Here is a 21,794-nt window from a genome sequence, read left to right as displayed (position 1 = left end):
ATAACATAAAAGAAAGCGAGATGTACCTTTTGGATGCATTAAGAAAATTGATTCATAACATCATGGAAGAAGCATCATTGATTACGGCTACGCTAAGCCAGCTTCGTAAGCGGGAAGGCATGACCTACAGCAAAGTAACGGTTAAGCCCATAGAGCTCAAGAACAAGCTGCACTATCAGTTCGCCTATTATTCCGCAACCAAGGTCACCCATCAAAATGTGCCGGCGGATGAGGCGGAGGCCGTACTGTTGGATATGTTCGAAAATGTATTCCGGCAAGCGATGATCTATACGCCGGAAGCGGACTATCAGGTTCTGATTTCGAAGAAATACAAGGTTTCGATTCTGACCAAATCCGCTTCCAAGACCAAAACGGATTTGTCGCATAACCGGAAAAAGACGTACATTCTTGAAGAGGGAGAGCCGGTTCCGTTTCTGGTGGAGCTGGGCATCATGGGCGAGGATGGCAAAGTATTTGCCCGCAGATACGATAAATTCAAACAGATCAACCGCTTCTTGGAGATGGTGGAGGATGTCCTCCCTCATCTGCCGGAGGACCGTCCGCTTACGATCGTCGATTTTGGCTGCGGCAAATCCTATCTGACCTTCGCCCTGTATCACTATTTGGCGGTAACCGCGCGCAGAAAGCTGAATATTGTCGGATTGGATCTCAAGGCGGATGTCATCGAACACTGCAGTATGCTGGCGAAAAAACTGAATTATACCCAATTGCGGTTTCTTGTCGGCGACATTGCGGAATATGACGAACTGGAGCAGGTGGATATGGTGGTCACGCTGCATGCATGCGACACGGCAACCGATGCGGCGCTGGAAAAAGCGGTCCGCTGGGGGGCTTCGGTGATTCTGTCGGTGCCTTGCTGCCAGCACGAGCTGTTCGCCCAAGTCCAGAGCCCAGTCATGGAGCCGCTGCTGTCCCACGGTATCTTGAAGGAACGCTTCTCAGCTCTTGCCACGGACGCCATTCGGGCCAAGCTCCTCGACCTGATGGGCTACAAGACGCAGCTGCTGGAGTTTATCGATATGGAACATACGCCCAAGAATATTTTGATCCGTGCGGTCAGCGGTTCTGCCGGAGATCGGAATAAACTATGGCAGGAGTATACCGCGTTTCGCGATTTTTTAAGCGCCTCGCCGTACCTTGAACGGGCTTGCAAGGATCTGCTCCCGAATACGGAAATGGAATCGCGTTGAACCGGATTGGCGATGAACGTGCGAGTGCGCACGTTCATCGCTTTTTTTGATGGGAAATAGGAGCTTCGGAGCCGGCCTTCCAGTTATCGCAACAAAATCAACATCTAAACGCGGTCATTCTTCTGAGAGTGTACGTCGATAGACGTTACTCTTGCGATGGCGATCAAAGCCTTGATCTAGGGAATCAAGCGGCCTTACGGCAGCGATGAGATCGCCAACATTGAATCAAGAATAACGCCGACCTTCCTTGTCCACAATGGCTATTAGGTGGGTTTCATGCTCAGCACACGGAGGAGCGGGAGCGTGCAAGTGGCAGAAATGGAGAAGGGTTACGCATTCTTTCTTGAACGGGGCGTGGTGTAATGGCATCGAATACCCTGCATCGTGTTTGCGGGATGATGCTGATCGGGCTGGGGCTTGCTGCCAGTATCCGGAGCGGAATGTTTTTTGACGAGGATATATATTGGATCGGAGCGGGTTTCGGCGTGCTTCTGCTGCTCATGACGGGAGCCGATTGGCAGGGTGCCGTTCAAGGCCGCCGGAAGAATCATGGCATGGGAAAACTGCCGGAGGCGGTTCCTTCAGACAGAGAATTGCGGGTGGTTCTTGGCTGCATCTGCGCAATCCTTCTCATCTACGTCTTTCACGGGATAGGGCGCCCCCTCTCTCTGGAAGGCACGATGAAGGAGATCATCCTGTGGGGAAGCTATGGTTCTTTTGCCATTGTTGCTTGGCGCACGTGCCGTACAGGCCCCGGCTTACGGATCATGCATGCCGGCTGGCATCTGCTGGGCGCCGTGCTGTGCGGCAGCGCATTGCTTGCCGTATACGGGCTTATGGAGCTGCCGTATGGGATCTATCATACGGCGGATGCGGACATTAGCGCGACTGGCGCGAGGCTTGGCGGCCTGCTTCAGTACCCGAACACGTTCGGGGCGGTGATGGCCGCCTTTTTGCTGGAGCGGCTGTTCGCGCTGCCGTCCGTCCTGCGGAACCGGACGGGCACGCTCCGCGCAGCGGCTGCGCTGCTGCCGCTTGCGCCCTACACCGCCGCGCTGCTCCTAACGGAGTCGCGCGGCGCCTGGCTCGCGGCCGCTCTTGCGTGCGCGGCCGGCTTCGCCAAGGAGCGGCGTGCCTTGGCGCCGCTCCTGGTGGCTGCCGCCGCGCCTGTGGCGAGCGCGGCGCTGCTGTACCGCCAGCTGGCGGATGCCAGGCTGGCGCCAGCCCTGCTGCCCGGCCTGCTGTGGCTGGCCGGGCTTTGGGCCGGCGGCGTCCTCGCCGGCCTGCTGCTGTGCCGCTGGCGGCACAGGGGAGGGCCCGGGCGGCGTTACGCCGCGCCCGGGGCCTTGGGCGCTGCGGCCTTGCTGGCAGCCGCAGCGATGGTCGTGATCCTGCTCCAGGTGCAGGATCGGACCCTGGGCGGCGCGGCAACGCTCAGCGCGCGCCGCCTCATGTACAGCGACGCCTGGCAGCTGGCCCGGTCGTCGCCGTGGCTGGGACGGGGAGGGGAGACGTGGCGGCAATCCTATCTCGCCATTCAGTCCCAGCCCTATGTGGGTGCCGAGGTGCACAACGGATATATGGATATCCTGTTGAATACGGGAGTCATTGGGCTGCTGCTTGTCCTTATTCTGATTATCTTTATGGTTGCTAAGCTCATCGCGGCAAGCTCCCGATTCATGCCCCCCGCCCTCGTGCTGATCGGACATGCGTCCGTGGATTTCGATTGGGGCTTCGGGTTGGTATGGCTGCTCCTATTGTGGCTTACGGTAATGGGCTTGGCCGGGGGTTCCCCCGATGAGGCGCCGCAGCTTGGATCTATGGCAACTCGGCTACCCCGGCCGTTCAAACGATGGAATCAACTGCAAACCGGCTATGAAGGGAAGGGGGCCCGTTCCAGGGTTATGGTCATTCTCCCGATCGTGGCTTGGACTTTCCTCGCCGCGGCGCTGGGCATCAGCGAGCTCCAAGAGCGGTGGGCCGCATCAGAGCCGCCAGGCCGGCAGATCGTGCTCCTCCGATCCTCGTTGAAGTGGAACCCCGCCAATACGGATGCGGCCATAAAGCTCTCGGCATGGCTTCCCCCAAGCGAGCAGATTCCGCTGCTGGAACGAAGCATGAAACATGCGCCGAATCACCCGGGTTTAAGCTGGAGGCTGGCAGAAGGCTATTCCCTAAGAGGCGAATCGGAGGAAGCGGCGGCATGGTTCAAAAGGGGGATCGAACTGGATCGTTTCAATCCGGTCAAGCAAACCCGGGCCGTGCTGAAGCTGGCCGCCCTTGCGGACTGGCACCGCAGGGCGGGAGATTCCGCCAGAGCGGTTGACGCGGCCCGGGCCGGATGGGATACCTTGAAGCGCTATCGCTTTCTTGCGGCCGCCCTTCATGAGCTTGATCCTTTTCGAAATGACCGTGGCTTTCATCTGTCCGTGCTTGCGGCTCGGCAGGCCAACCGCTTCGATAACACGATGACATGGGGAGAACGGGAGCATGCTGCAAGGCAGCCCTGATATCCGTTATCCCCGCACAGGATATGGCGAATCATGCCGAATCGCAACCGATTGCGGGGATGCCTCTCCTGATGCGGTACCATGAAGGGGCGGCAGTTCATGGCGTTGACGACGCTTTGATGGCTCGCCTTAGAACGAACGGTGTAGAAAGGATCGTCCTATCGATCTTCGGTTGACGACCCAAATGCAGTCTTTTGTCGCATTTTCTCACGGTGTGACGGAGAAGAGAGGGGGCTGTGTCATCCCCCGAAGGCATCCCGAAAAGCGGAGGCCAGTTGGCGCTCCGGAACCTGCCAGAGCTCGGCAAGCTCGCCGCAGACGTCTTTTTCCCACCAGTCGCACAGCAGTTTTTTGTTGCTGTAGTTTTCGTGAATCCAGATCAGGTTTCCGATGACCTTCCGATAATACAATTCCTCTCCTTGCTTTAAGGTTTCCGGAGGAAGGTACAGCTTGAGCCGCTTGGTCGTACGGTATAATTCTTTGCTGCAGGCCCGCCGTATCCCGCGCGGGGAGGGGGGCTTGCTGCCCGGTCGTTTGGCATGGGGAGAATGCATGCTTTAACTCACTCCTTTGCTTCACCATATGTCCCGAAACGGGCGAAAGTCACTGCGCCGCCCATAATTGGGCGCATTAGAAGGCATGTAGAAGGCATGTAGAAGGCATGTAGAAGGCATGTCCCGGGCTGTGTTAGAATAGGCTAGTACTAGAAATCAACGCAGTAGGAAGGCGGGGGACAAGCGTGGAATTCTTTTACGAGGCTGTGGGCCGACTGTTTGAATGGATCCAGCAGCTGGGCTATTTCGGAATCATGCTCGGATTAATGGTGGAGGTCATCCCAAGCGAGATCGTACTCGCCTATGGCGGTTATCTGGTTTCCATGGGGGAGGTTCATTTTATCGGTGCCATGATTTTTGGTACCGTTGGCGGCGTGCTCGCCCAGTTATTCATTTATTGGATCGGCCGTTACGGGGGGAGGCCCTTCCTGGAGAAGTACGGGAAGTACATACTGATTAAGAAGAAGCATATCGACTACGCCGAGGAATGGTTCGGCAAGTATGGTACCGGCGTTATATTTACGGCTCGGTTTGTACCGGTGGTAAGACATGCGATTTCCATCCCGGCGGGCATATCCAAAATGCATGTGGGCAGGTTTACGCTGTTGACCACCCTAGCGGTTATTCCGTGGACGGCATTATTCTTATACCTCGGATTGCTTCTGGGCGACCAGTGGGAGCATATCGACGAGAAGGCAGGGCCTTACGTTCGGGAAATTCTGCTGGGCGCATTAGCCGTCATGATTCTTTATTTTTTGATAAAATGGATAAAATCAGCGAAGGCGAGGTCGAAATAACGAATGAGTATGAATATGGCAAATCATTTGGGTACGGGCATATCTCCGCAGCAATTCATGGACGGCATGCAGAAGAACCAGGAGACGTTCAAGGCAGGCTACGAGCAGTTTAAATGGGAGAATGAAGAGGATAAAGAGTTTTTTGAAAGCCTCAATTTCAGGGATGATCTGCGTGTCCTCATTCTGGCAGCGGATTGGTGCGGCGATGTTGCGCGCAATATTCCTGTCGTATTCCGTGCGATGGAGGCCGCGGGAATTGAGACGGAAGTGCTGATTATGGAAGAGAATCTGGACGTCATGGATCAGTTCCTGACCATGGGCGCCCGTTCCATTCCGGTTGTTATCATTTCGGATACCGGGGGACATGTCCTCGGCACATGGGGACCGCGTCCGGCGCATGTTCAGAAGTTTATGATTGAGTTCAAGCAGAACAATCCGGATCGTGAAGCCTCAGACTATCAGGACAACCTTGCCGTCACGCGGCAAAGCATCATCCAAGCCTACGGGGAAGGGTATGAGTTTCACGCTGCCATCATTAAGGAATTGCGTGAACTGATGTCAGGGTTCTAATCATGACACTTCATATTGAGACCTTTAATTTAGGACCGCTTCAGACGAATGCATATTTACTGACAGGGCCTGTGGAAGGCAAAGCGATCATTATCGATCCTGGCATGAACCCGGGGCCCCTTGTGAAGAGAATAGCCGATTTGGAGATTGAAGCGATCCTGCTGACCCATGCGCATTTCGACCACATGGGGGGCGTCGAGGAAATCCGCAAGCTGAAGGACTGTCCTGTCTATCTCCACACCTTGGAGAGCGAATGGCTGGCCAGTCCCAAGCTTAACGGTTCGCTGATGTGGCCTCAGGTCACCGGACCGCTGTCCACCGAGCCGGCGGAGTATGATTTGGCCGATGGACTGGAGCTGCAGCTAATCGGGCATACCTTCAAGGTCTTTCATACACCGGGCCATTCGCCGGGAAGCGTGAGCTTCAAGTGCGGAAATGATCTGTTTTCCGGCGATGTGCTGTTCCGTCTAGGCGTTGGGCGAACGGATCTTCCGGGCGGCCGTGAACGCGATTTGGTTGATTCCATTCAGAACACGCTGTATACGTTTGCGGATGAGGTCGTTGTGTACTCCGGCCACGGGCCACGGACCACCATTGGCTTTGAAAAGCAGCGGAATCCTTATGTTCCTGCGAGCAGGTAGGATAACATCCGACATAAATCGGGAAACTTTGTCTGGACAAATATAGACAAGATTGATACAATACGGTTAATTAAATGTTACCCATTGCGAAGCACGCAGACTGTGGAATTCATCCCGGTTTGCGTTCTTTTATTTTATGGGGAGTTTTTTGGCATGGACGTGATTAGGGGGAAGCGCCAGTGAGGAAAGATCATCTATCGCTGCTGAACGGGAATGTTACAAGAAGCGAAGCGATTGATCGGCAACCGGAGTTCCGCCGGCGGGGCCAGACGGATATTTCATCCGTTGTCTGGGACAGGCTGGTGAAGGATGAAGGGATCGCGCAGCAGCCATGGCATCATCGGCTGCAGGTTATCAGATTGAATCAATAGGTGGACCGCTAACATGACACCCTCATCATGAAGTGAGAAACAATGATCCTCCGATTGGAGACTGCAGCCGGGCCAGCCGGCTGCTTTTTTTGTTTTTTTACGGATACCATAAGGAATTTTAGAAGCATCCGGAGGCATCTATATAAATTACATCATTTGGTACACGATAAATATAATAACCGTTTGAACGATTGGCTGCAGTTATTCGTATTACAGGCGAAGGCGAAAGAAGGTGATGGTTTCAATCATGATCCCTGGCGAAGAGGATTTGATACGACAAGCGCAGTTAGGAGATGCTGCTGCCATGGCGCTGCTGTTCAAGCAGCATTACTCCTTCCTTTATAAATATTTGCTGAAAGTGACGATGGACCCGATGCTTGCCGAAGATACCGCGCAGGATACCATCGTTCGATGCATGGAGAATATGAACCGTTACAACGGGACTTCGTCCTTCTCCTCTTGGATGATTACCATTGCTACCCGTTTGTTCATCGATAATACCCGGCGAAAGAAACGGGAGAAGAAATGGCTGGAGCAGGAGGCGGTTCAATCGGCAAGGCGGATGCGCTGGCAGATGGAGCGGCGGGGAGAAGACTGGACGGATATGCTGGATGGATTGTCCCGATTATCCGAGGATCATCGGATTGCCATCCTGCTGAAGCACTATTACGGCTACAGCTACGAGGAAATCGGAACGATGCTCGGCATCCCCGAAGGAACGGTGAAATCGCGGACCGCCTACGGCATTAAACAGCTGCGAAAGGAGATGGGTGACGATGGTCAAAGGACCTGAACATGAGGATGAAAAATGGATTGAAGAATTGAACCAGGAAATGAAGCGGGTGGATCAATTGTTTGAAGATGCGCCATCCCCATCCCTGGAAGGAATGCATGCGTTGGCCGTTCATACCTTGGAACGCAAACGGAAGAGGATGAAATACGAGCTGCTTCTCTTTCTTCTGGTTGCGCTCTTTATCGTCGGCGGGGGATTGATGGCTGCCTTGGCAGCGCCGATGATCCTGCTGTTTATTCACGGGTTCGGCATGGTCGCGGGGATTTCCGTTCTTGTATTTTCCAAAAGCCTGAGATCTGCCGGAAAGAAGGGAATCCGATGAATGAAGTGAACGAGAGCCCGCTGGTAGTGATCGTCCTTGCCGTTGTGCTGGTGCTGATCCAAGGGACATGGCTTTTCCTGGATGCAAGGAAGCGGGGGCTTGGCAAGATGGCTTGGTTCTGGGGGATATGGGGGTCTACGACGATGCCGTTACCGCTGCTCTTTTACTGGATATTCGTCATTCGTAAAGACGGCAGCGAGTCTTAAGCTTCTTCATTAAATATGGAACATGGGGGGATTGTTATGGATATTAACTGGGGATTGATCTGGCCGATCCTTGCACTGCAAGCGATTCTTGCGGTCACGGGTCTTCTATCTTTGTTTCGGGCAGAGCCGGCAAACATACGTGGGCCGAGATGGATGTGGGTGTTGATTATATTGCTGGGTAACATTCTTGGCAGCATTGCTTATTTTATTGCGGGGAGGCGAGAGGCTTGACCGAGAAACTTCTTAGTATTCATGAACTGACCAAAAGCATCGGAAGCATCATGCCGGTTAAAGGCATCTCGTTTGAATTGAAGCGCGGAGGCTGTACGGCGCTGCTGGGACCGAACGGCGCAGGGAAGACGACAACGCTGCGAATGCTGGCAGGATTGATTCCTCCGACCCGAGGCGAGATTCGATATGGATCGGGAGATGGACATACGGACAGTTGGCGTCACCGGATTGGTTACTTGCCGCAGTATCCGAAGTTTTATGGCTGGATGTCAGGTATGGAATATTTGTCATTTAGTGCCAAGCTGTCGGGATTGTCCGGAAAAGAGGCCCTTCGGCGAAGTCGGGAAGTGATCGAGATGGTGGGCCTGCAGGAGGCTGCCAAACGCCGGATATCCGGTTATTCCGGCGGAATGAAGCAGCGGCTTGGCATCGCACAGGCGCTTGTGCACGAGCCGGAGCTGATCATGCTGGACGAGCCGGTATCGGCGCTGGACCCGATCGGACGCCGGGAGGTTATGGACCTGCTCGACCGCCTGCGAGGGGAAGTCACCGTTCTGTTCTCGACCCATGTGCTTCATGATGCGGAGGAAATTTGCGATGACATGATACTGATGGTAGACGGGGAGATTGCGGAGAAGGGCGCGCTTAGCGAACTTCGCACGAAATACCGCCAGCCGGTCTTATCGATTGATGTTGAACCGGGGGAGCGGGAAGTTGCTTGGCTCGACAGTCTCGCGAACCGTCCTTATGTGCAAGAGATCGAGCTCGGCAAACGCGGCGCCAAGCTGATGGTGACGGATATGGAGGTGGCGCGTGCCGCTTTAATCCAAGAGCTTGCCGACGGCGGAATCGAGCTGCTTCGTTTTGAAGCCGGCACGTCTACGCTCGAGGATATGTTTATGAAGGTGGTGGGCTCATGAAGCCGTTCTGGATCTATTATCAAAAAGAGATGCTTGAGTCCGGCCGGACCTATAAATGGATTTGGGTCCCCGCCGTTTTTCTGCTGCTTGGCATTATGCAGCCGGTATCGACCTATTATTTGCCGGAAATCCTGACCATGGCCGGAGAAGTGCCGCCGGAAGCGGCGGCGTTATTTACCGTCCCGTCCGCCGAGAGCGTGATGGCATCAGCCTTAAGCCAGTTCAGCGTTATCGGCCTGCTAGTGCTTGTGCTTGCGGGGATGAACACGGTAGCAGGAGAAAGGGCCACCGGCACGGCTGAGCTCGTTCTTGCCCGCTCGGTATCCACGATTCCCATGATGGCTGCCAAATGGGCCGCCATGATGACTTTGGTAGCCGCATCCTTTGCGCTTGGGCTTGGCGGCGCAGCGTATTACACGCATCTGCTCATCGGTCCCTTGGAATGGGGGGCGGTGGCCAGCGGCGGGGGCTTGTATGTCGTATGGCTGGCTTGGATCGTAACGCTTGCCCTGCCGCTCGGCGCCGTCCTCCGCGGGCCTGCTGCTGCTTTCATCAGCTTGGCGGTGGCCGGCGCGCTTTCGCTCTTGTCCGGTTTGCTGCCCTCCCGCCTTCAATGGAACCGGGCCGATTAAGCAGCATGGCCGCGGAGCGGATTGTCGGCGAAGGGAGCAACGTCTGGTCTCCGATAATCGTGGCAATACTGCTCATGGTGCTGTCGATTATCGTTGCCGCGAGGCTGCTCAGACGGAGCCCATTGTCCCCGCAATCCTAGTTTCCATGGGAGATTCAGGTTTTATGTGAATCACATGGACATCTCTATCTTTTTTTAGTAGACTATGAAGATAAGAAAACGGCAATCGACTTACTTTTCGGAAGACAGACCGCATATAGCGGAAGTTTTCTTGGGAAATAAGGATGATTAGCCATAGAAGTTTATACTTTCTTATCGCTTGAAAAAGGATAGACAACTCAGGAGGTAGACGATGCTGCGTTTAGGGGAAAAGATCACAATCGTTGCGGATGCCTTTGAGCAGAATCTTCCAATCGGTCAATACGGTTATATCATCGCGTATGACCGAAATCCGGACAATGCGTTCGATTACGTCATTCGGATTCCGAGCCTCAACCGTAATTTTTTTGTTCCGGCGGATGATGTAGAGCTGGAATCAATCGTGTTGAAACAGGAAGCCGAGCGGGTCGAGCGGGAAGCGCTCATCGATTTCGCCCTGTCGACATATAATGAGAAGCTGTTTCGTCAAGTGATGAACGGCGAGTTGGAAAGTGTTGAAGAGGAAGAGGAAACCAAGGAAGCAATGTCCCAGGCGGACTTCATCAAACAGGTGAATCTTCGCGCTTGGATCTAGAAGAGTCGGCTGAGGCCGACTCTTTTTTGAAGTGAGAGGCAACCAGTTCCTGAAAGCTCCACGCTTCAAGCCATTGGATTGAATCTTCCATGCTTCTACAATATAATGAGAAAAGTTATCGAGACAGACTTTACCCCTTTAACTGGATAGGGGCATGAAGGAGGACGCAAAGCCATGAGCATTACCGATAAGGATGTTCAGCATGTAGCGAAGCTGGCCCGATTAAATTTGACGCCTGAAGAAGAGCAGATGTTTACCGGCCAACTGAATGCGATTTTACAATATGCCGAGAAATTAAACGAATTGGATACGGACGGCGTTGAGCCGACTACGCACGTGCTGCACCTCAGCAATGTCATGCGGGAAGACGAAGTGCGCGAGAGCCTGCCGATCGAGAAAGTGCTGCTCAACGCACCGGATGAAGAAGACGATCAAATTAAAGTACCTGCTGTTTTGGAATAGCCTGGAGGGAGGATACACACTTGAGTCTGTTTGATTACAAGTTATCGGAGATACATAATAAGCTGCAGAATAAGGAGCTTTCCGTAACCGATCTGGTCGACCAAGCGTTTACCCGTATTTCCGAACGTGAGGATCGGGTAAAGGCATTTATTACGCTGGACGAGGAAGGCGCGCGTACATCGGCCAAGGCTTTGGACGACAAGCTGGCTGCTGGGGAGACGCGCGGACTGTTGTTCGGACTTCCTGTCGGAATTAAGGACAATATCGTAACGGAAGGGCTTCGCACCACATGCGCAAGTCAGTTTCTGTCTAACTTCACGCCGGTTTACGATGCGACGGTTGTCGGTAAATTGCGTGCGGCGGACACCGTAACGATCGGCAAGCTGAACATGGATGAATTTGCAATGGGAGGCTCCAATGAGAACTCCAGCTTTTATCCCGTGCGCAACCCATGGGACCTGGACCGGGTACCAGGCGGCTCGAGCGGCGGCTCGGCTGCGGCCGTGGCTGCCGGCGAAGCTTACTTCGCGCTGGGCTCGGATACCGGCGGCTCCATTCGGCAGCCGGCTTCTTACTGCGGTGTCGTGGGACTTAAGCCGACCTACGGACTCGTATCCCGGTTTGGCCTTGTCGCCTTCGCTTCATCGCTGGATCAGATCGGGCCTTTGACGAAAAACGTAGAAGATTCTGCCTATGTCCTGCAAGCCATCGCCGGTTATGACCCGATGGATTCGACATCCGCCAAAGTGGACGTGCCCGACTATCTGAGCGCATTGTCCGGAGACGTTGCCGGTCTGCGCATCGCCGTGCCTAAAGAGTATCTGGGCGAGGGCGTTGACGCCGAAGTGAAGGAAACCGTCCTGAACGCGCTGAAGGTGCTTGAATCGCTGGGCGCTACCTGGGACGAAGTTTCCCTGCCGCATACCGATTATGCGGTCGCTACGTATTATCTGCTTGCTTCTTCGGAGGCTTCCTCGAATCTGGCCCGCTTTGACGGCGTACGTTACGGCGTTCGTTCCGACAATGCAGGCAGCCTGATCGACCTGTATCACGAATCCCGCAGCCAAGGCTTCGGGGATGAGGTGAAACGCCGCATCATGCTGGGGACTTACGCGCTCAGCTCGGGCTATTACGATGCCTATTATTTGAAGGCGCAGAAAGCCCGTACCCTCATCAAGCAGGACTTCGATAAAGTATTCGAGCAATATGATGTCATCATCGGACCAACGGCTCCGACTACGGCTTTCAAGCTGGGGACGCAGGTCGATGATCCGCTGACGATGTATTTGAACGATATCCTGACGATTCCTGTCAGCCTGGCGGGAGTGCCGGCAGTAAGCGTCCCTTGCGGATTCGCGGACGGACTGCCCGTAGGAATGCAAATTATCGGGAAAGCCTTTGATGAGTCGACCGTGCTGCGCGTTGCGCATGCCTACGAGCAAAATACAGATCATCATAAACGGCGCCCTGAACTGTAAACCGGCGGCAGAGAAGGAGGGAAACAATCGATGTCTACATCTAAATATGAAACGGTTATCGGATTGGAAGTTCACGTAGAGCTGCATACCCATTCCAAAATATTTTGCGGCTGCTCCACTGCGTTCGGAGCTCCGCCGAACACGCATACATGTCCCATCTGCCTTGGCCATCCCGGCGTTCTGCCCGTATTGAACCGCCAGGCTGTGGAATATGCCATAAAGGCTGCCATGGCGCTGAACTGCACCATCGGCGATGTCAGCAAATTCGACCGCAAGAACTATTTCTACCCGGATTCCCCGAAAGCATACCAGATTTCCCAGTACGATCAGCCGATCGGCGAGAACGGCTGGATCGATATTGAGGTGGACGGGAAGACGAAGCGGATCGGCATTACCCGCCTGCACCTGGAGGAAGATGCCGGCAAGCTCACGCACGTCGACGGAGGTTATGCATCGCTGGTCGATTTTAACCGGGTCGGAACGCCGCTCGTTGAGATCGTGTCCGAACCGGAGATCTCGACGCCGGAGGAAGCCAAGGCATACTTGGAGAAAATGCGCGCGATTATGCAGTACTGCGACGTATCCGACGTGAAGATGGAAGAGGGCTCGCTTCGCTGCGACGCCAACATCAGCCTTCGTCCATGGGGACAGAAGGAATTCGGAACGAAAGCCGAGCTGAAGAACATGAACTCCTTCCGCGGCGTGCAGCGCGGATTGGAATATGAGCAGTTCCGTCAAGCGGAAATCCTTGATGAAGGCGGCGTGATCGTACAGGAAACGCGGCGCTGGGACGAAGCCCAGGCGAAGACCTTCTCCATGCGAGGCAAGGAGCAGGCGCACGACTACCGCTATTTCCCGGACCCGGATCTGGTGTCGGTGCATATCAGCGAAGAGTGGAAAGAAGCGGTTCGCGCGACGATCCCCGAGCTTCCGGATGCCCGCAAAGCCCGCTATGCTTCCGAGTACGGCTTGCCGGACTATGATGCTGCGGTCATTACGTCATCCAAGCTGCTCGCCGACTTTTTTGAGGACAGCTTGAACTACACGAAGGATGCCAAATCCGTATCCAACTGGATCATGGGCGATCTGTTGGGGTATTTGAACTCGAACAATCTGGAGCTATCTGAAGTGAAGATGACGGGTCAAGGCTTGGGCGAGATGATCGGCTTGATCGAGAAGGGGACCATCAGCAGCAAAATCGCGAAAACCGTCTTTAAGGAGATGCTGGAAAGCGGCAAGCTGCCTGCGCAAATCGTTGAGGAAAAGGGACTTGTCCAAATCAGCGATGAAGGTGCGATCAAGGGCATCGTTGAGCAGGTGGTCGCGAACAATCCGCAATCCGTGGAGGATTACAAGGCAGGCAAACAGAAGGCGATCGGCTTCCTGGTTGGTCAAGTGATGAAAGAGAGCAAAGGGAAAGCCAACCCGGCCCTCGCCAACAAACTGCTGGTTGAGGTGCTGAACGGATAATTACCGATCCGGGGTTTTTCCTCGAATCATTTTCTTAGAAGATGTGGAGCTTGTCCCGAAATCGGGGCAAGTTCCTTTTTAAGATATCAGAAAGTATGAACTTTGGAAGGGCTGCTGCCTGATATCCCAAGAAAAACGACCGTTAAACGCGGTCTGTTTTATTTGAAAGTACGCCGATGATTTTTTTCTTACAATAACTCGGTTAGGGGATGAATGGATGATTAAGGAACTATCCTTGGAGGATCGGGATACCGTGCAGCAGATATGGAGCCTGCAGCACATGGCGTACCCTTTGGAAGCCGAATTGATCGGATTCTCGGAAATTCCTCCGCTGCTGGACACCTTTGAGACGATCCGTGCGAGCGGGGAAACCTTTTTTGGTTATATAAATGAAGAAGGGGATCTCGTCGGAGCCATAGCGGTGGAGCCCGGAGAGGATCAGGTCACCATATCGCGGATGATGGTCCATCCCGGTCATTTTCGCAAAGGTATCGCGGGGAGTTTAATTCGCCATGTATTGGAAAGCTACAAGGAGGCGCCGATGTTCACGGTATCGACAGGGACGCGCAATACGCCGGCTGTGACCTTGTACGAGAAATTCGGGTTCGTGAGGGACCATGCATTCGAGGTCTCTCCGGGCGTGGAATTGACCGAGTTCCATCTTCATAAACAATGAATGATATCGCATATTCGACAGACGTGACGTGAGGGGAGTATCGTTCTTTTGACTAATCCTTGGGTGATAGATAATGTATCCATATTATTACGATTGCTGCTGGCTATGCTGCTTGGCGGCTTGATCGGTTTTGAACGGGAGCGTTCCAACCATGCGGCAGGATTGCGCACCCATATCTTGGTGTGTCTGGGCTCTGCGCTTATTATGCTGTTATCCATTTACGGTTTTTCCGATTTCGTTGCCGAGATTAACGTTCGGATCGACCCTGCGCGCTTGGCCACGGCAGTCATTACCGGGATCGGGTTCCTTGGCGCCGGCACCATTTTGTTTACAGGCAAATCCATTACCGGATTAACGACCGCCGCGTCCATCTGGGTTGTGGGTGCCGTGGGGCTAGCCGTAGGGGCCGGGTTTTATTTTGCGTCGATTGTATCCACGGTGCTGATCCTTCTGAACCTGGTGGTCTTTAATAAGCTGGAGCAGCGGTACATCCGCGGCAGCAAACTGCATTTGATCACCCTGCATGCTGAGAATACGCCGAATATTTTGGATGACATATCGGCAGTTCTGGAGGAGCAGGAATTCGTGATCAAGAAGCTCGTCGTAAACGAGCGGAGCAATGCGGCATACGGGGAATTGCAGCCTGCGGTGCTAGGACTAGAAATTTCGCTGCAAGTCTTGACCGACCGTAAATTCGAACCGATGGAGATCACCCGGCAATTGCGGGGAATCGGCCACGTAACGATGGTAACGGCTGAATAACCGGCTTCCATCATCATAACCAAACGGCATCTGCTGAATTACCGGCAGGGCCGTTTTTTTGTAGGCTTATCAGCTTCTCCTGAATGGCCTATCCAGTTTTTTGCCAGTTACTTCGGCTTCGCATTGGGGTACTATCAAAGAAAAACATCGGTAAACAACGCCAGTCCCTTGATGTTTGGAAGGAGGCGAGTAGGTTATGAATCCAACCACCGAAACGCAAACCGCAGTCCGCAAGAAAAAAAGGCGCTCGATTCGGATGAAGCGGCATCCCGGACTTCAGCGAAAAAGACGGAAATTCTACGCGCTTTTATTAGCCGCACTCATTCCAGGGCTGGGTCATCTGTACCTCGGCATGTACCGTAAGGGAATCACGTTCATCATGCTGCTGCTGCTGGATATATCGGCGCTTTTATATTTCTCTTCCATCGGCATGCAGATCAACGTTCCGCTGCTTGTCGTGCTGGGGCTTCTGATTCCGATCGGTTATTTCTATAACGTGTTTGACGTGCTGCAGGCAGCCGAATATATTATTTCCCGAAAAAGACGCGGCGAGGCAGCCGCTGCTTCCGGAGGTGACGGAAGAGGGAACGGGGCTATTCATCTGTTTCGCGGCGAGCGGGGAATCGCTTTTGGCTTGATGCTGGTTGTTACCGGGTCCCTGCTCATTTTGTTTCACCAGAAGCCGCCTTGGCTGCAGCAGGGAATTCGCGACTACGGTGCGGAGGCCTCCGCCGTCGTGCTCATCGTTATCGGGATTTGGGCCGGGATCCGGGAAGCTCTCAGGCATCATAAAGACAAGAGAAAATCCCTATAGTACACGTACAGCGGCACATGGGTGAAAGCCGCGTAATCAGACGAGGGGAGGAGACGGATGAAACATAAAATCAGAGTTGGGCGATATACGGCCGCCTTGCTGCTTGTCAGTACGGGCGCTTTGCTGCTGCTTGACGAGTGGAGAGGGACGGATTATATATTCATGCTCCAGCGTTGGTGGCCGCTGCTGTTTATCCTGCTCGGCGTTGAATATATCGTCAGGTATACACTGTCCCGAGCCCTGGGCCGTCGTAGGGAATTTCGGTTTCGGCCGGATATTCGGGGGATTCTGCTGGCAGTCGCCGTTACGGCGTCCGTATTCGTGATTTCCCAGCAGGAGCATTTCCTTCATCTCTGGAACCGGGTGAGCCTGAATTTGACGGCAGCGGGCGTGGATTACAGCGAAGCGGAAGATAACCGGTTCCAGAAGCCGGCACTGGATATACCGGTGGAGCTCAATACCGAGAAGATCATCGTCGATCACTTGAACGGAGATATCTCCATCACGCGGCAGGACGTCGACGATATCCGGGTGGAAGCGATAGTGTGGGTCGACCGAGAGCAGCCTGGTGTAGCGGAGGCGATCGCCGAGCAGTCGACGATCGAGGTCGGGGAAGGCAAGACGATCACGATTCGGTCCAAGGGAAAAGCCTATGGAGAATCGGGTAAACGGCAGCCCCGAATGAATTTGAATATCGCGGTCCCGGATGATCGCCGGTTCAATTTTGAGATACGGACGATGAACGGAGCGATTACCTTAAACCGGGTGGAAGCGATTGAGAATATTTTGCTGGAGAGCGGGAATGGGCCTATCACGATGGATCGGGTCTACGGGAATGTGACAGGCAAAACGCTGAACGGCGAAATGACCGCGCGCGGCGTTATCGGTAATGTTAAAATGTCCACCAACCGCGGGAATATGCTGGCTGTTGACATCACGGGCGAGACCGACTTGACCACGCAAGTAGGAAACATGACGGTCAAGCGAACGACGGATCATATCCGGGTCCAGACGAGGAACGGCAATATTCTGATCAGCGGTGCGGAGTCGCAATTAAGCGCCGAGTCCCTTAATGGCGGAGTAGCCATTCGTTCCCCCCGGATCGGAGGCGATTGGAATGTATATAGCGCGGTTGGAGAGATGAATCTTCACGTTCCTCTCGAGGGCGATTACAAGCTTGAAGGGACGATTAGTTACGGAAGAATTCTGACCACGCTGCCTAATCTTAAGATCGAGCAGAAAACCATTTCCGGGGAATCCGGCACCGGCGAGCATTCCATTCGCATTGAAGGTAACAGTAACCTGAACATTTACCGGAGCTACCCGGAACAGGAGGAAGGCCGGAACAGCGGGGGCTGGACGCCTCTGCCGGATTGACAACAATCCAAGAAACGCCGTACAATAAAGCGTAAGAGCGATCTATGCTTTGTAAAAACCAGTTAAACTTGAAGGCGGTGGGCAACCATGGGAACGTCCGTACAGCATGCGCTGGAACAACTGAAAACGACCGGTGTCCGTATCACGCCGCAACGTCATGCGATTTTAACGTATTTGGTGGAATCTATGGGCCATCCGACAGCGGATGATATTTATCGGGCTCTGGAACCTAATTTTCCTAGTATGAGCGTAGCCACAGTATACAACAATTTAAAAATGTTTATTGAAGCCGGCATGGTGCGCGAGCTGACGTACGGAGACAATTCGAGTCGTTTTGACGCCAACGTCTCCGACCATCATCATGTCATCTGTCAAAGTTGCGGCAAAATCGAAGATTTCAGCTATCCGTCCCTCGAAGATGTGGGAGTGCAGGCTGAGAAAAGCACCGGATTTGAAGTAAAAGGACTGAGAATGGAGCTGTATGGGCTCTGCAAGTCCTGTCAATAGACGCCGGTTGTTATAGATGATGAACGTGCGGAATGAACCATTCCACACGTTTTTATTTTTAGGGCTTATTTTTTCGCGATGGATTGGGGCGATTTGGCGAAAGTGAAATGGGGGAGCAGTTTGGCAAGAAGAAGATATCGGGGAAAAAAGAGGCGTACAAACAGAAGCTCTTTTTATCTAGGGCTGATGCTGATTGCGGCGGGGGTCTGGTGGGTTGTCACCACGTTGTTTCCGAACCAGACCTATACCGTACCGGACTGGCGCGGAATGGACAAGCCGATTTTCGTTCAGGGCGAATTGAAGGAGCACCCTGCTCTGGGATCTGGCGAAGAGCTGCTGCTGCCGATAACGGTGATTCAGGAGAGCGTGGATGCCAACATCCGTTTCGAGCAGGAAACGGAATCGATTATTATTACGACTTCCGAATCGGTTTTTCGCATGAAGATGGATAGTCTGAAGGGGGAATTGAACGGCAAAGCGGTTACCCTGCCTTATGCGCCTGAACTGGTTAACGGCATTGCTTATGTTCCGCTGAAGCCGCTCAAGCAGCATTATGGGGTGGCCGTTCACGAAGACTCGGCAACAGGCGCGGTCATTTTGATGCGCGCCGGGGATGCGATTCAGCTTGCGAAGGCGGCTCCCGGTAAACCCGAGGACACCGTGGCTCTGCGCGAGAGCGGGGAGAAGAAGTCCCCGATCGTACTGGACATGCCGGCCGGCGAGCGGCTTCGGGTATGGCGCGAAGAGGAGGGATGGTTATTCGTTCAGGCGGATAACGGGTATACGGGATATGTCCTTAAAGAGCAGATCGAGCTTGGGGAACTGAAGGAAATTCCGGCTCTGAAGCAGATCCCTTCGCGGGCTGAGCTGGAATGGAAGGACAAGTCGGTCAACCTGGTATGGGAAGCCGTCTACACCAAGAATCCGAGCACGGATAGCATTGGCGAACTGCCCGGTGTCAACGTGGTCAGTCCGACCTGGTTCAGCATCGTGGACGGAGAAGGAACGGTCAAATCCAAAGCGGTTAAGCAGTATGTGAGTTGGGCGCATAACAGGAACAAGGAAGTTTGGGGTCTCATGGACAACAGCTTCGACCCTGACCTGACCACCGAAGCGCTGTCTACGTTCGATAAAAGATCCCATATCATTGAACAGATGCTGGCTTATGCCAAGCAATACAATCTCGACGGTATCAATATCGACTTTGAAAATGTCTACACCAAGGATAAAGATCATGTCGTACAATTCGTGCGGGAAATGAAGCCGCTTGCCAAAGCCAGAGGTTTGATTGTGTCCATCGATGTTACGCCCAAATCGAACAGCGAGATGTGGTCGCTCTTTCTCGACCGGAAACGACTCGGCGAAACCGTTGATTACATGATGGTGATGGCCTATGACGAGCACTGGGCCACCAGTCCGAAAGCGGGATCGGTCTCCTCATTGCCATGGGCTGAGCAGTCGGTAAGGCGAATCCTGGAAGAAGATGCAGTCCCGCCATCCAAGCTGGTGTTGGGCGTACCGTTGTATACGCGGGTCTGGACCGAAACGAGCGAAGCGGGAGAGACGAAAGTGTCCTCCAAAGCGATTGGTATGGAGAAGCTGCAGGCCCTGCTGAAGGAGGAGAAGGTGAAAGGCTCGCTGGATGCCGGGACCGGACAGAATTATGTCCAATTCGAGGAGGGAGAGTCCATTAAGAAGATATGGATGGAAGACGGCACTTCATTGCAATCCCGGGTCAAAATGGCCAAAAAGCTGGAGCTTGGCGGCATTGCTTCCTGGAATCGAAGCTTTGCCGTCCCGGAAACGTGGCATGTTCTTAAGACGATACATGATTAGGGAACCATGGAACTTATCATTCTCATCCTAAGCACAAAGAACCCGGTTATCGCGAGGATAACCGGGTTCTTTGTGTTTATTCGTCTTAAGCGTTGCGAATCCTACATATAAGCAGGTTCTGCAAATCCTTGTTAGGATTTGATCTGCTGGGCTTCAAGCTCTTCTGCTGTGATGTTGGCTTGGCTCGGATCCAGCGTCAAAATCGTATGGCAGAACATGCAGCGGTCGGTTTTGCCCAGCATTTTGGTCAGTTTATTGCACTCCGGGCACTGGATTTGGACGGCGCTCGTGGACAGCATGCCTGCCCAAAAGTAAATGCCGAGACTTCCCAGCATCATAATCAGGCCAAACACCAACCCGATACCGGCAAATATTTTGCCTGCTTGTCCAAAGAATACGATACCGGCCGTGCCAAGCACCATAAGGCCCATGCCGAGCATAGTCAGCAGCAGTCCCCATGTGCGGAAGGCGTTGATTTTTGCATTCTTAAAGATCATGCTCGAAAACTCCTGTCTATTCAAATAGTTGTTTATGAAATAAGGCGAAACAAGAAATGAGATCTTGAATTCCGTTTGTCATCTTATAAGATCTTATCTCCTAAAAGAAGGAACTTACATGGACATGTAGAATTACATTATAACTGAAATGGCTGAAATTCGCCAAGGAATGTATGGAGGGAAACGTGGAATTAACCAACTTTTCTTTTTATTATGGAAATACGGTTGATGAGGAAGCTGTAGGAGCGATAGCATACCGTAATTCGGACAATATGCAGCGAGGATCACTTGTTCACGATTTTGAGGTCAATATTGTTGTCGTGTATGACGGAACGCCTGATGAGCCTCCCATCCAGCATTCTATCGTAGGCGGGGAACGCTGTCAGGTGTTAAGCATCGGCTTGGACGAATTGCATCGGGAGCTCCTGAGGGGCACGGACAAAGTATTGATCAAATGCCTCCTGGAAGGGGATGTCATAAAAGACAATCAAGATCGCCTTTCCAATCTGCGACGAGATTTCCTCAGGTTCGCAGAACCGTTCCGGGAGCAAAAATTGTTTATAGGCTTTGCCCACTTCCTGCAAAAGTACATGGATGCCAAGATGCTTTTGAAGGAGGAGCGGGTGCTGGATGCTTACCATACTCTATTGGAAGGTCTGCACCATTGGGGCGAGCTGGAGCTGATCGAGCGGGGGATTCATCCGGAATCGGCGGTCTGGGAGCAGATTACAGGATTAAACACACCTGTACGCAAGCTATATGAAGAGCTTACGGTCAGCACGGAAACGCTGGGACAACGGGTAGAGCTGGCCTTGCTTGCCTATGAATTCTCCATGATATCTAAGCTGGAGAGCTCTTCTGCGCTATTGCTCCGCATATTAAGAAGCCGTCGGAATCCTTGGACGATACAGGAGCTGGTGCTCCACCCTGAGCTGGCACCAGTATGCAAGGAGCTGCCGATCGTGATGCGCAAATTGGTGTATCGGTCGCTGGTGAAGGAAGTTCCGGTATGGAGGGAATCCAGATCCTACGGGACTGAAGCCATCCGGTACTACACCGACTTATGAGGAAGGACGGGAGTCCTTCTTTTTTTGTGCAGAAGAAGTTAATACTAACGTTTATGAAACCGCGTCTCAGGAAACAGTATCTAACGAGAGTGACATCAAGATAGGGGGAAGGTTTAGCGAATCATGTGTCGATTACTTTGTTACATGAAGTCGAAAAATAATTTGGCGAATCATGTTGACGAGCCAGCTGTTTCTGTGATACATTATAACTCGCCCCTTCGAAAGGGACTTTGATAATTCGGTTAAGAAGATGTCGAATTAAAAAGTTCTCAAAAAAAGTTCTTGACGAAATGATGGGCAGCATGATATATTATAAAGGTCGCCGCTGAAAATGAGTTTTCGGCGAAAGACAAAGAAG

At 53.2% G+C, this 21,794-nt stretch carries 25 protein-coding genes; 23 read left to right on the top strand and 2 right to left on the bottom strand.

All coding sequences use genetic code 11. The features are described from left to right. Nucleotides 1-20: 20 nt before the first annotated feature. Both HMPREF9412_RS22420 and HMPREF9412_RS22415 read left to right on the top strand, forming a co-directional pair. Nucleotides 21-1,211, top strand: a complete 1,191-nt coding sequence (locus tag HMPREF9412_RS22420; RefSeq protein ID WP_009594059.1) for a class I SAM-dependent methyltransferase — start codon at nucleotides 21-23, stop codon at nucleotides 1,209-1,211. Between the two features lie 362 nt (nucleotides 1,212-1,573). Continuing rightward, on the top strand, nucleotides 1,574-3,721 hold the full coding sequence (locus HMPREF9412_RS22415) for an O-antigen ligase family protein (protein WP_009594122.1): 2,148 nt from the start codon (nucleotides 1,574-1,576) through the stop codon (nucleotides 3,719-3,721). A gap of 239 nt (nucleotides 3,722-3,960) precedes the next feature. Here the strand turns inward: HMPREF9412_RS22415 and HMPREF9412_RS22410 are convergent, their stop codons facing one another. After that, nucleotides 3,961-4,275 (bottom strand): hypothetical protein, encoded by a 315-nt coding sequence (locus HMPREF9412_RS22410; protein ID WP_009594078.1) that lies wholly within the window; start codon nucleotides 4,273-4,275, stop codon nucleotides 3,961-3,963. 185 nt (nucleotides 4,276-4,460) lie between these two features. Here HMPREF9412_RS22410 and HMPREF9412_RS22405 point away from each other — a divergent pair, with 185 nt between their 5' ends. The 20 genes from HMPREF9412_RS22405 (at nucleotide 4,461) to HMPREF9412_RS22310 (ending at nucleotide 19,872) form a co-directional block, all read left to right on the top strand. Further along, nucleotides 4,461-5,072: a DedA family protein gene (locus HMPREF9412_RS22405; protein WP_009594089.1), complete on the top strand. Its 612-nt coding sequence runs from the start codon at nucleotides 4,461-4,463 to the stop codon at nucleotides 5,070-5,072. Between the two features lie 3 nt (nucleotides 5,073-5,075). Next, nucleotides 5,076-5,642, top strand: coding sequence for a thioredoxin family protein (locus HMPREF9412_RS22400; RefSeq protein WP_036673129.1), 567 nt, complete (start codon nucleotides 5,076-5,078; stop codon nucleotides 5,640-5,642). Between the two features lie 2 nt (nucleotides 5,643-5,644). Further along, nucleotides 5,645-6,283, top strand: coding sequence for an MBL fold metallo-hydrolase (locus tag HMPREF9412_RS22395; protein ID WP_009594127.1), 639 nt, complete (start codon nucleotides 5,645-5,647; stop codon nucleotides 6,281-6,283). Nucleotides 6,284-6,462: 179 nt separating this feature from the next. Beyond that, a complete protein-coding gene (locus HMPREF9412_RS22390; RefSeq protein WP_009594128.1) occupies nucleotides 6,463-6,654 on the top strand; it encodes a hypothetical protein in 192 nt (63 codons plus the stop codon). Between the two features lie 235 nt (nucleotides 6,655-6,889). Beyond that, entirely contained in the window at nucleotides 6,890-7,447 is a 558-nt protein-coding gene (sigY, locus tag HMPREF9412_RS22385; protein WP_009594091.1) for an RNA polymerase sigma factor SigY, read from the top strand. Further along, the gene (locus HMPREF9412_RS22380) at nucleotides 7,431-7,769 is read left to right on the top strand and encodes a YxlC family protein (RefSeq protein WP_009594083.1); all 339 of its coding nucleotides are present in this window, start codon (nucleotides 7,431-7,433) and stop codon (nucleotides 7,767-7,769) included. The genes sigY and HMPREF9412_RS22380 overlap by 17 nt, the downstream gene beginning before the upstream one ends. Next, the gene (locus tag HMPREF9412_RS22375; protein WP_009594077.1) at nucleotides 7,766-7,975 is read left to right on the top strand and encodes a hypothetical protein; all 210 of its coding nucleotides are present in this window, start codon (nucleotides 7,766-7,768) and stop codon (nucleotides 7,973-7,975) included. Before HMPREF9412_RS22380 ends, HMPREF9412_RS22375 begins: the two co-directional genes overlap by 4 nt. Before the next feature lie 36 nt (nucleotides 7,976-8,011). After that, entirely contained in the window at nucleotides 8,012-8,206 is a 195-nt protein-coding gene (locus HMPREF9412_RS22370) for a PLDc N-terminal domain-containing protein (RefSeq protein WP_009594094.1), read from the top strand. Further along, nucleotides 8,203-9,126 carry an ABC transporter ATP-binding protein gene (locus HMPREF9412_RS22365; protein ID WP_009594099.1) on the top strand — a complete coding sequence of 308 codons (924 nt, stop codon included), beginning with the start codon at nucleotides 8,203-8,205 and terminating at the stop codon, nucleotides 9,124-9,126. The genes HMPREF9412_RS22370 and HMPREF9412_RS22365 overlap by 4 nt, the downstream gene beginning before the upstream one ends. Beyond that, on the top strand, nucleotides 9,123-9,758 hold the full coding sequence (locus HMPREF9412_RS22360; RefSeq protein WP_009594108.1) for an ABC transporter permease subunit: 636 nt from the start codon (nucleotides 9,123-9,125) through the stop codon (nucleotides 9,756-9,758). The genes HMPREF9412_RS22365 and HMPREF9412_RS22360 overlap by 4 nt, the downstream gene beginning before the upstream one ends. Before the next feature lie 351 nt (nucleotides 9,759-10,109). Continuing rightward, nucleotides 10,110-10,490, top strand: coding sequence for a hypothetical protein (locus tag HMPREF9412_RS22355; protein ID WP_009594088.1), 381 nt, complete (start codon nucleotides 10,110-10,112; stop codon nucleotides 10,488-10,490). Between the two features lie 174 nt (nucleotides 10,491-10,664). Continuing rightward, the gene (gene gatC / locus HMPREF9412_RS22350; protein ID WP_009594109.1) at nucleotides 10,665-10,952 is read left to right on the top strand and encodes an Asp-tRNA(Asn)/Glu-tRNA(Gln) amidotransferase subunit GatC; all 288 of its coding nucleotides are present in this window, start codon (nucleotides 10,665-10,667) and stop codon (nucleotides 10,950-10,952) included. Nucleotides 10,953-10,972: 20 nt separating this feature from the next. Then, entirely contained in the window at nucleotides 10,973-12,430 is a 1,458-nt protein-coding gene (gatA, locus tag HMPREF9412_RS22345) for an Asp-tRNA(Asn)/Glu-tRNA(Gln) amidotransferase subunit GatA (RefSeq protein ID WP_009594131.1), read from the top strand. 30 nt (nucleotides 12,431-12,460) lie between these two features. Beyond that, entirely contained in the window at nucleotides 12,461-13,900 is a 1,440-nt protein-coding gene (gatB, locus tag HMPREF9412_RS22340) for an Asp-tRNA(Asn)/Glu-tRNA(Gln) amidotransferase subunit GatB (RefSeq protein WP_009594110.1), read from the top strand. A gap of 217 nt (nucleotides 13,901-14,117) precedes the next feature. Continuing rightward, a complete protein-coding gene (locus HMPREF9412_RS22335; protein WP_009594096.1) occupies nucleotides 14,118-14,576 on the top strand; it encodes a GNAT family N-acetyltransferase in 459 nt (152 codons plus the stop codon). A 48-nt stretch (nucleotides 14,577-14,624) separates the two neighbouring features. Continuing rightward, nucleotides 14,625-15,338: an MgtC/SapB family protein gene (locus tag HMPREF9412_RS22330; RefSeq protein WP_009594060.1), complete on the top strand. Its 714-nt coding sequence runs from the start codon at nucleotides 14,625-14,627 to the stop codon at nucleotides 15,336-15,338. Nucleotides 15,339-15,534: 196 nt separating this feature from the next. Next, nucleotides 15,535-16,152 (top strand): hypothetical protein, encoded by a 618-nt coding sequence (locus tag HMPREF9412_RS22325; RefSeq protein ID WP_009594064.1) that lies wholly within the window; start codon nucleotides 15,535-15,537, stop codon nucleotides 16,150-16,152. Between the two features lie 57 nt (nucleotides 16,153-16,209). After that, complete coding sequence (locus tag HMPREF9412_RS22320) at nucleotides 16,210-17,529, top strand: DUF4097 family beta strand repeat-containing protein (protein WP_009594051.1); 1,320 nt, start codon at nucleotides 16,210-16,212, stop codon at nucleotides 17,527-17,529. An 87-nt stretch (nucleotides 17,530-17,616) separates the two neighbouring features. Next, complete coding sequence (perR, locus tag HMPREF9412_RS22315) at nucleotides 17,617-18,036, top strand: peroxide-responsive transcriptional repressor PerR (RefSeq protein ID WP_009594041.1); 420 nt, start codon at nucleotides 17,617-17,619, stop codon at nucleotides 18,034-18,036. A 78-nt stretch (nucleotides 18,037-18,114) separates the two neighbouring features. After that, on the top strand, nucleotides 18,115-19,872 hold the full coding sequence (locus HMPREF9412_RS22310; protein ID WP_009594068.1) for a glycosyl hydrolase family 18 protein: 1,758 nt from the start codon (nucleotides 18,115-18,117) through the stop codon (nucleotides 19,870-19,872). A gap of 131 nt (nucleotides 19,873-20,003) precedes the next feature. On the opposite strand, the gene HMPREF9412_RS22305 is transcribed toward HMPREF9412_RS22310, so the two are convergent. Further along, nucleotides 20,004-20,369, bottom strand: a complete 366-nt coding sequence (locus tag HMPREF9412_RS22305) for a YgzB family protein (RefSeq protein ID WP_009594056.1) — start codon at nucleotides 20,367-20,369, stop codon at nucleotides 20,004-20,006. A gap of 185 nt (nucleotides 20,370-20,554) precedes the next feature. Here HMPREF9412_RS22305 and HMPREF9412_RS22300 point away from each other — a divergent pair, with 185 nt between their 5' ends. Continuing rightward, a complete protein-coding gene (locus HMPREF9412_RS22300; protein ID WP_009594087.1) occupies nucleotides 20,555-21,436 on the top strand; it encodes a nucleotidyltransferase-like protein in 882 nt (293 codons plus the stop codon). Nucleotides 21,437-21,794 lie beyond the last annotated feature (358 nt).

This window comes from Paenibacillus sp. HGF5 (assembly GCF_000204455.1).
Taxonomy (GTDB): Bacteria; Bacillota; Bacilli; order Paenibacillales; family Paenibacillaceae; genus Paenibacillus_AQ; species Paenibacillus_AQ lautus_A.
Note: the sequence above shows the minus strand (reverse complement) of the source record. Positions and strands in the feature narration are given on the sequence as shown.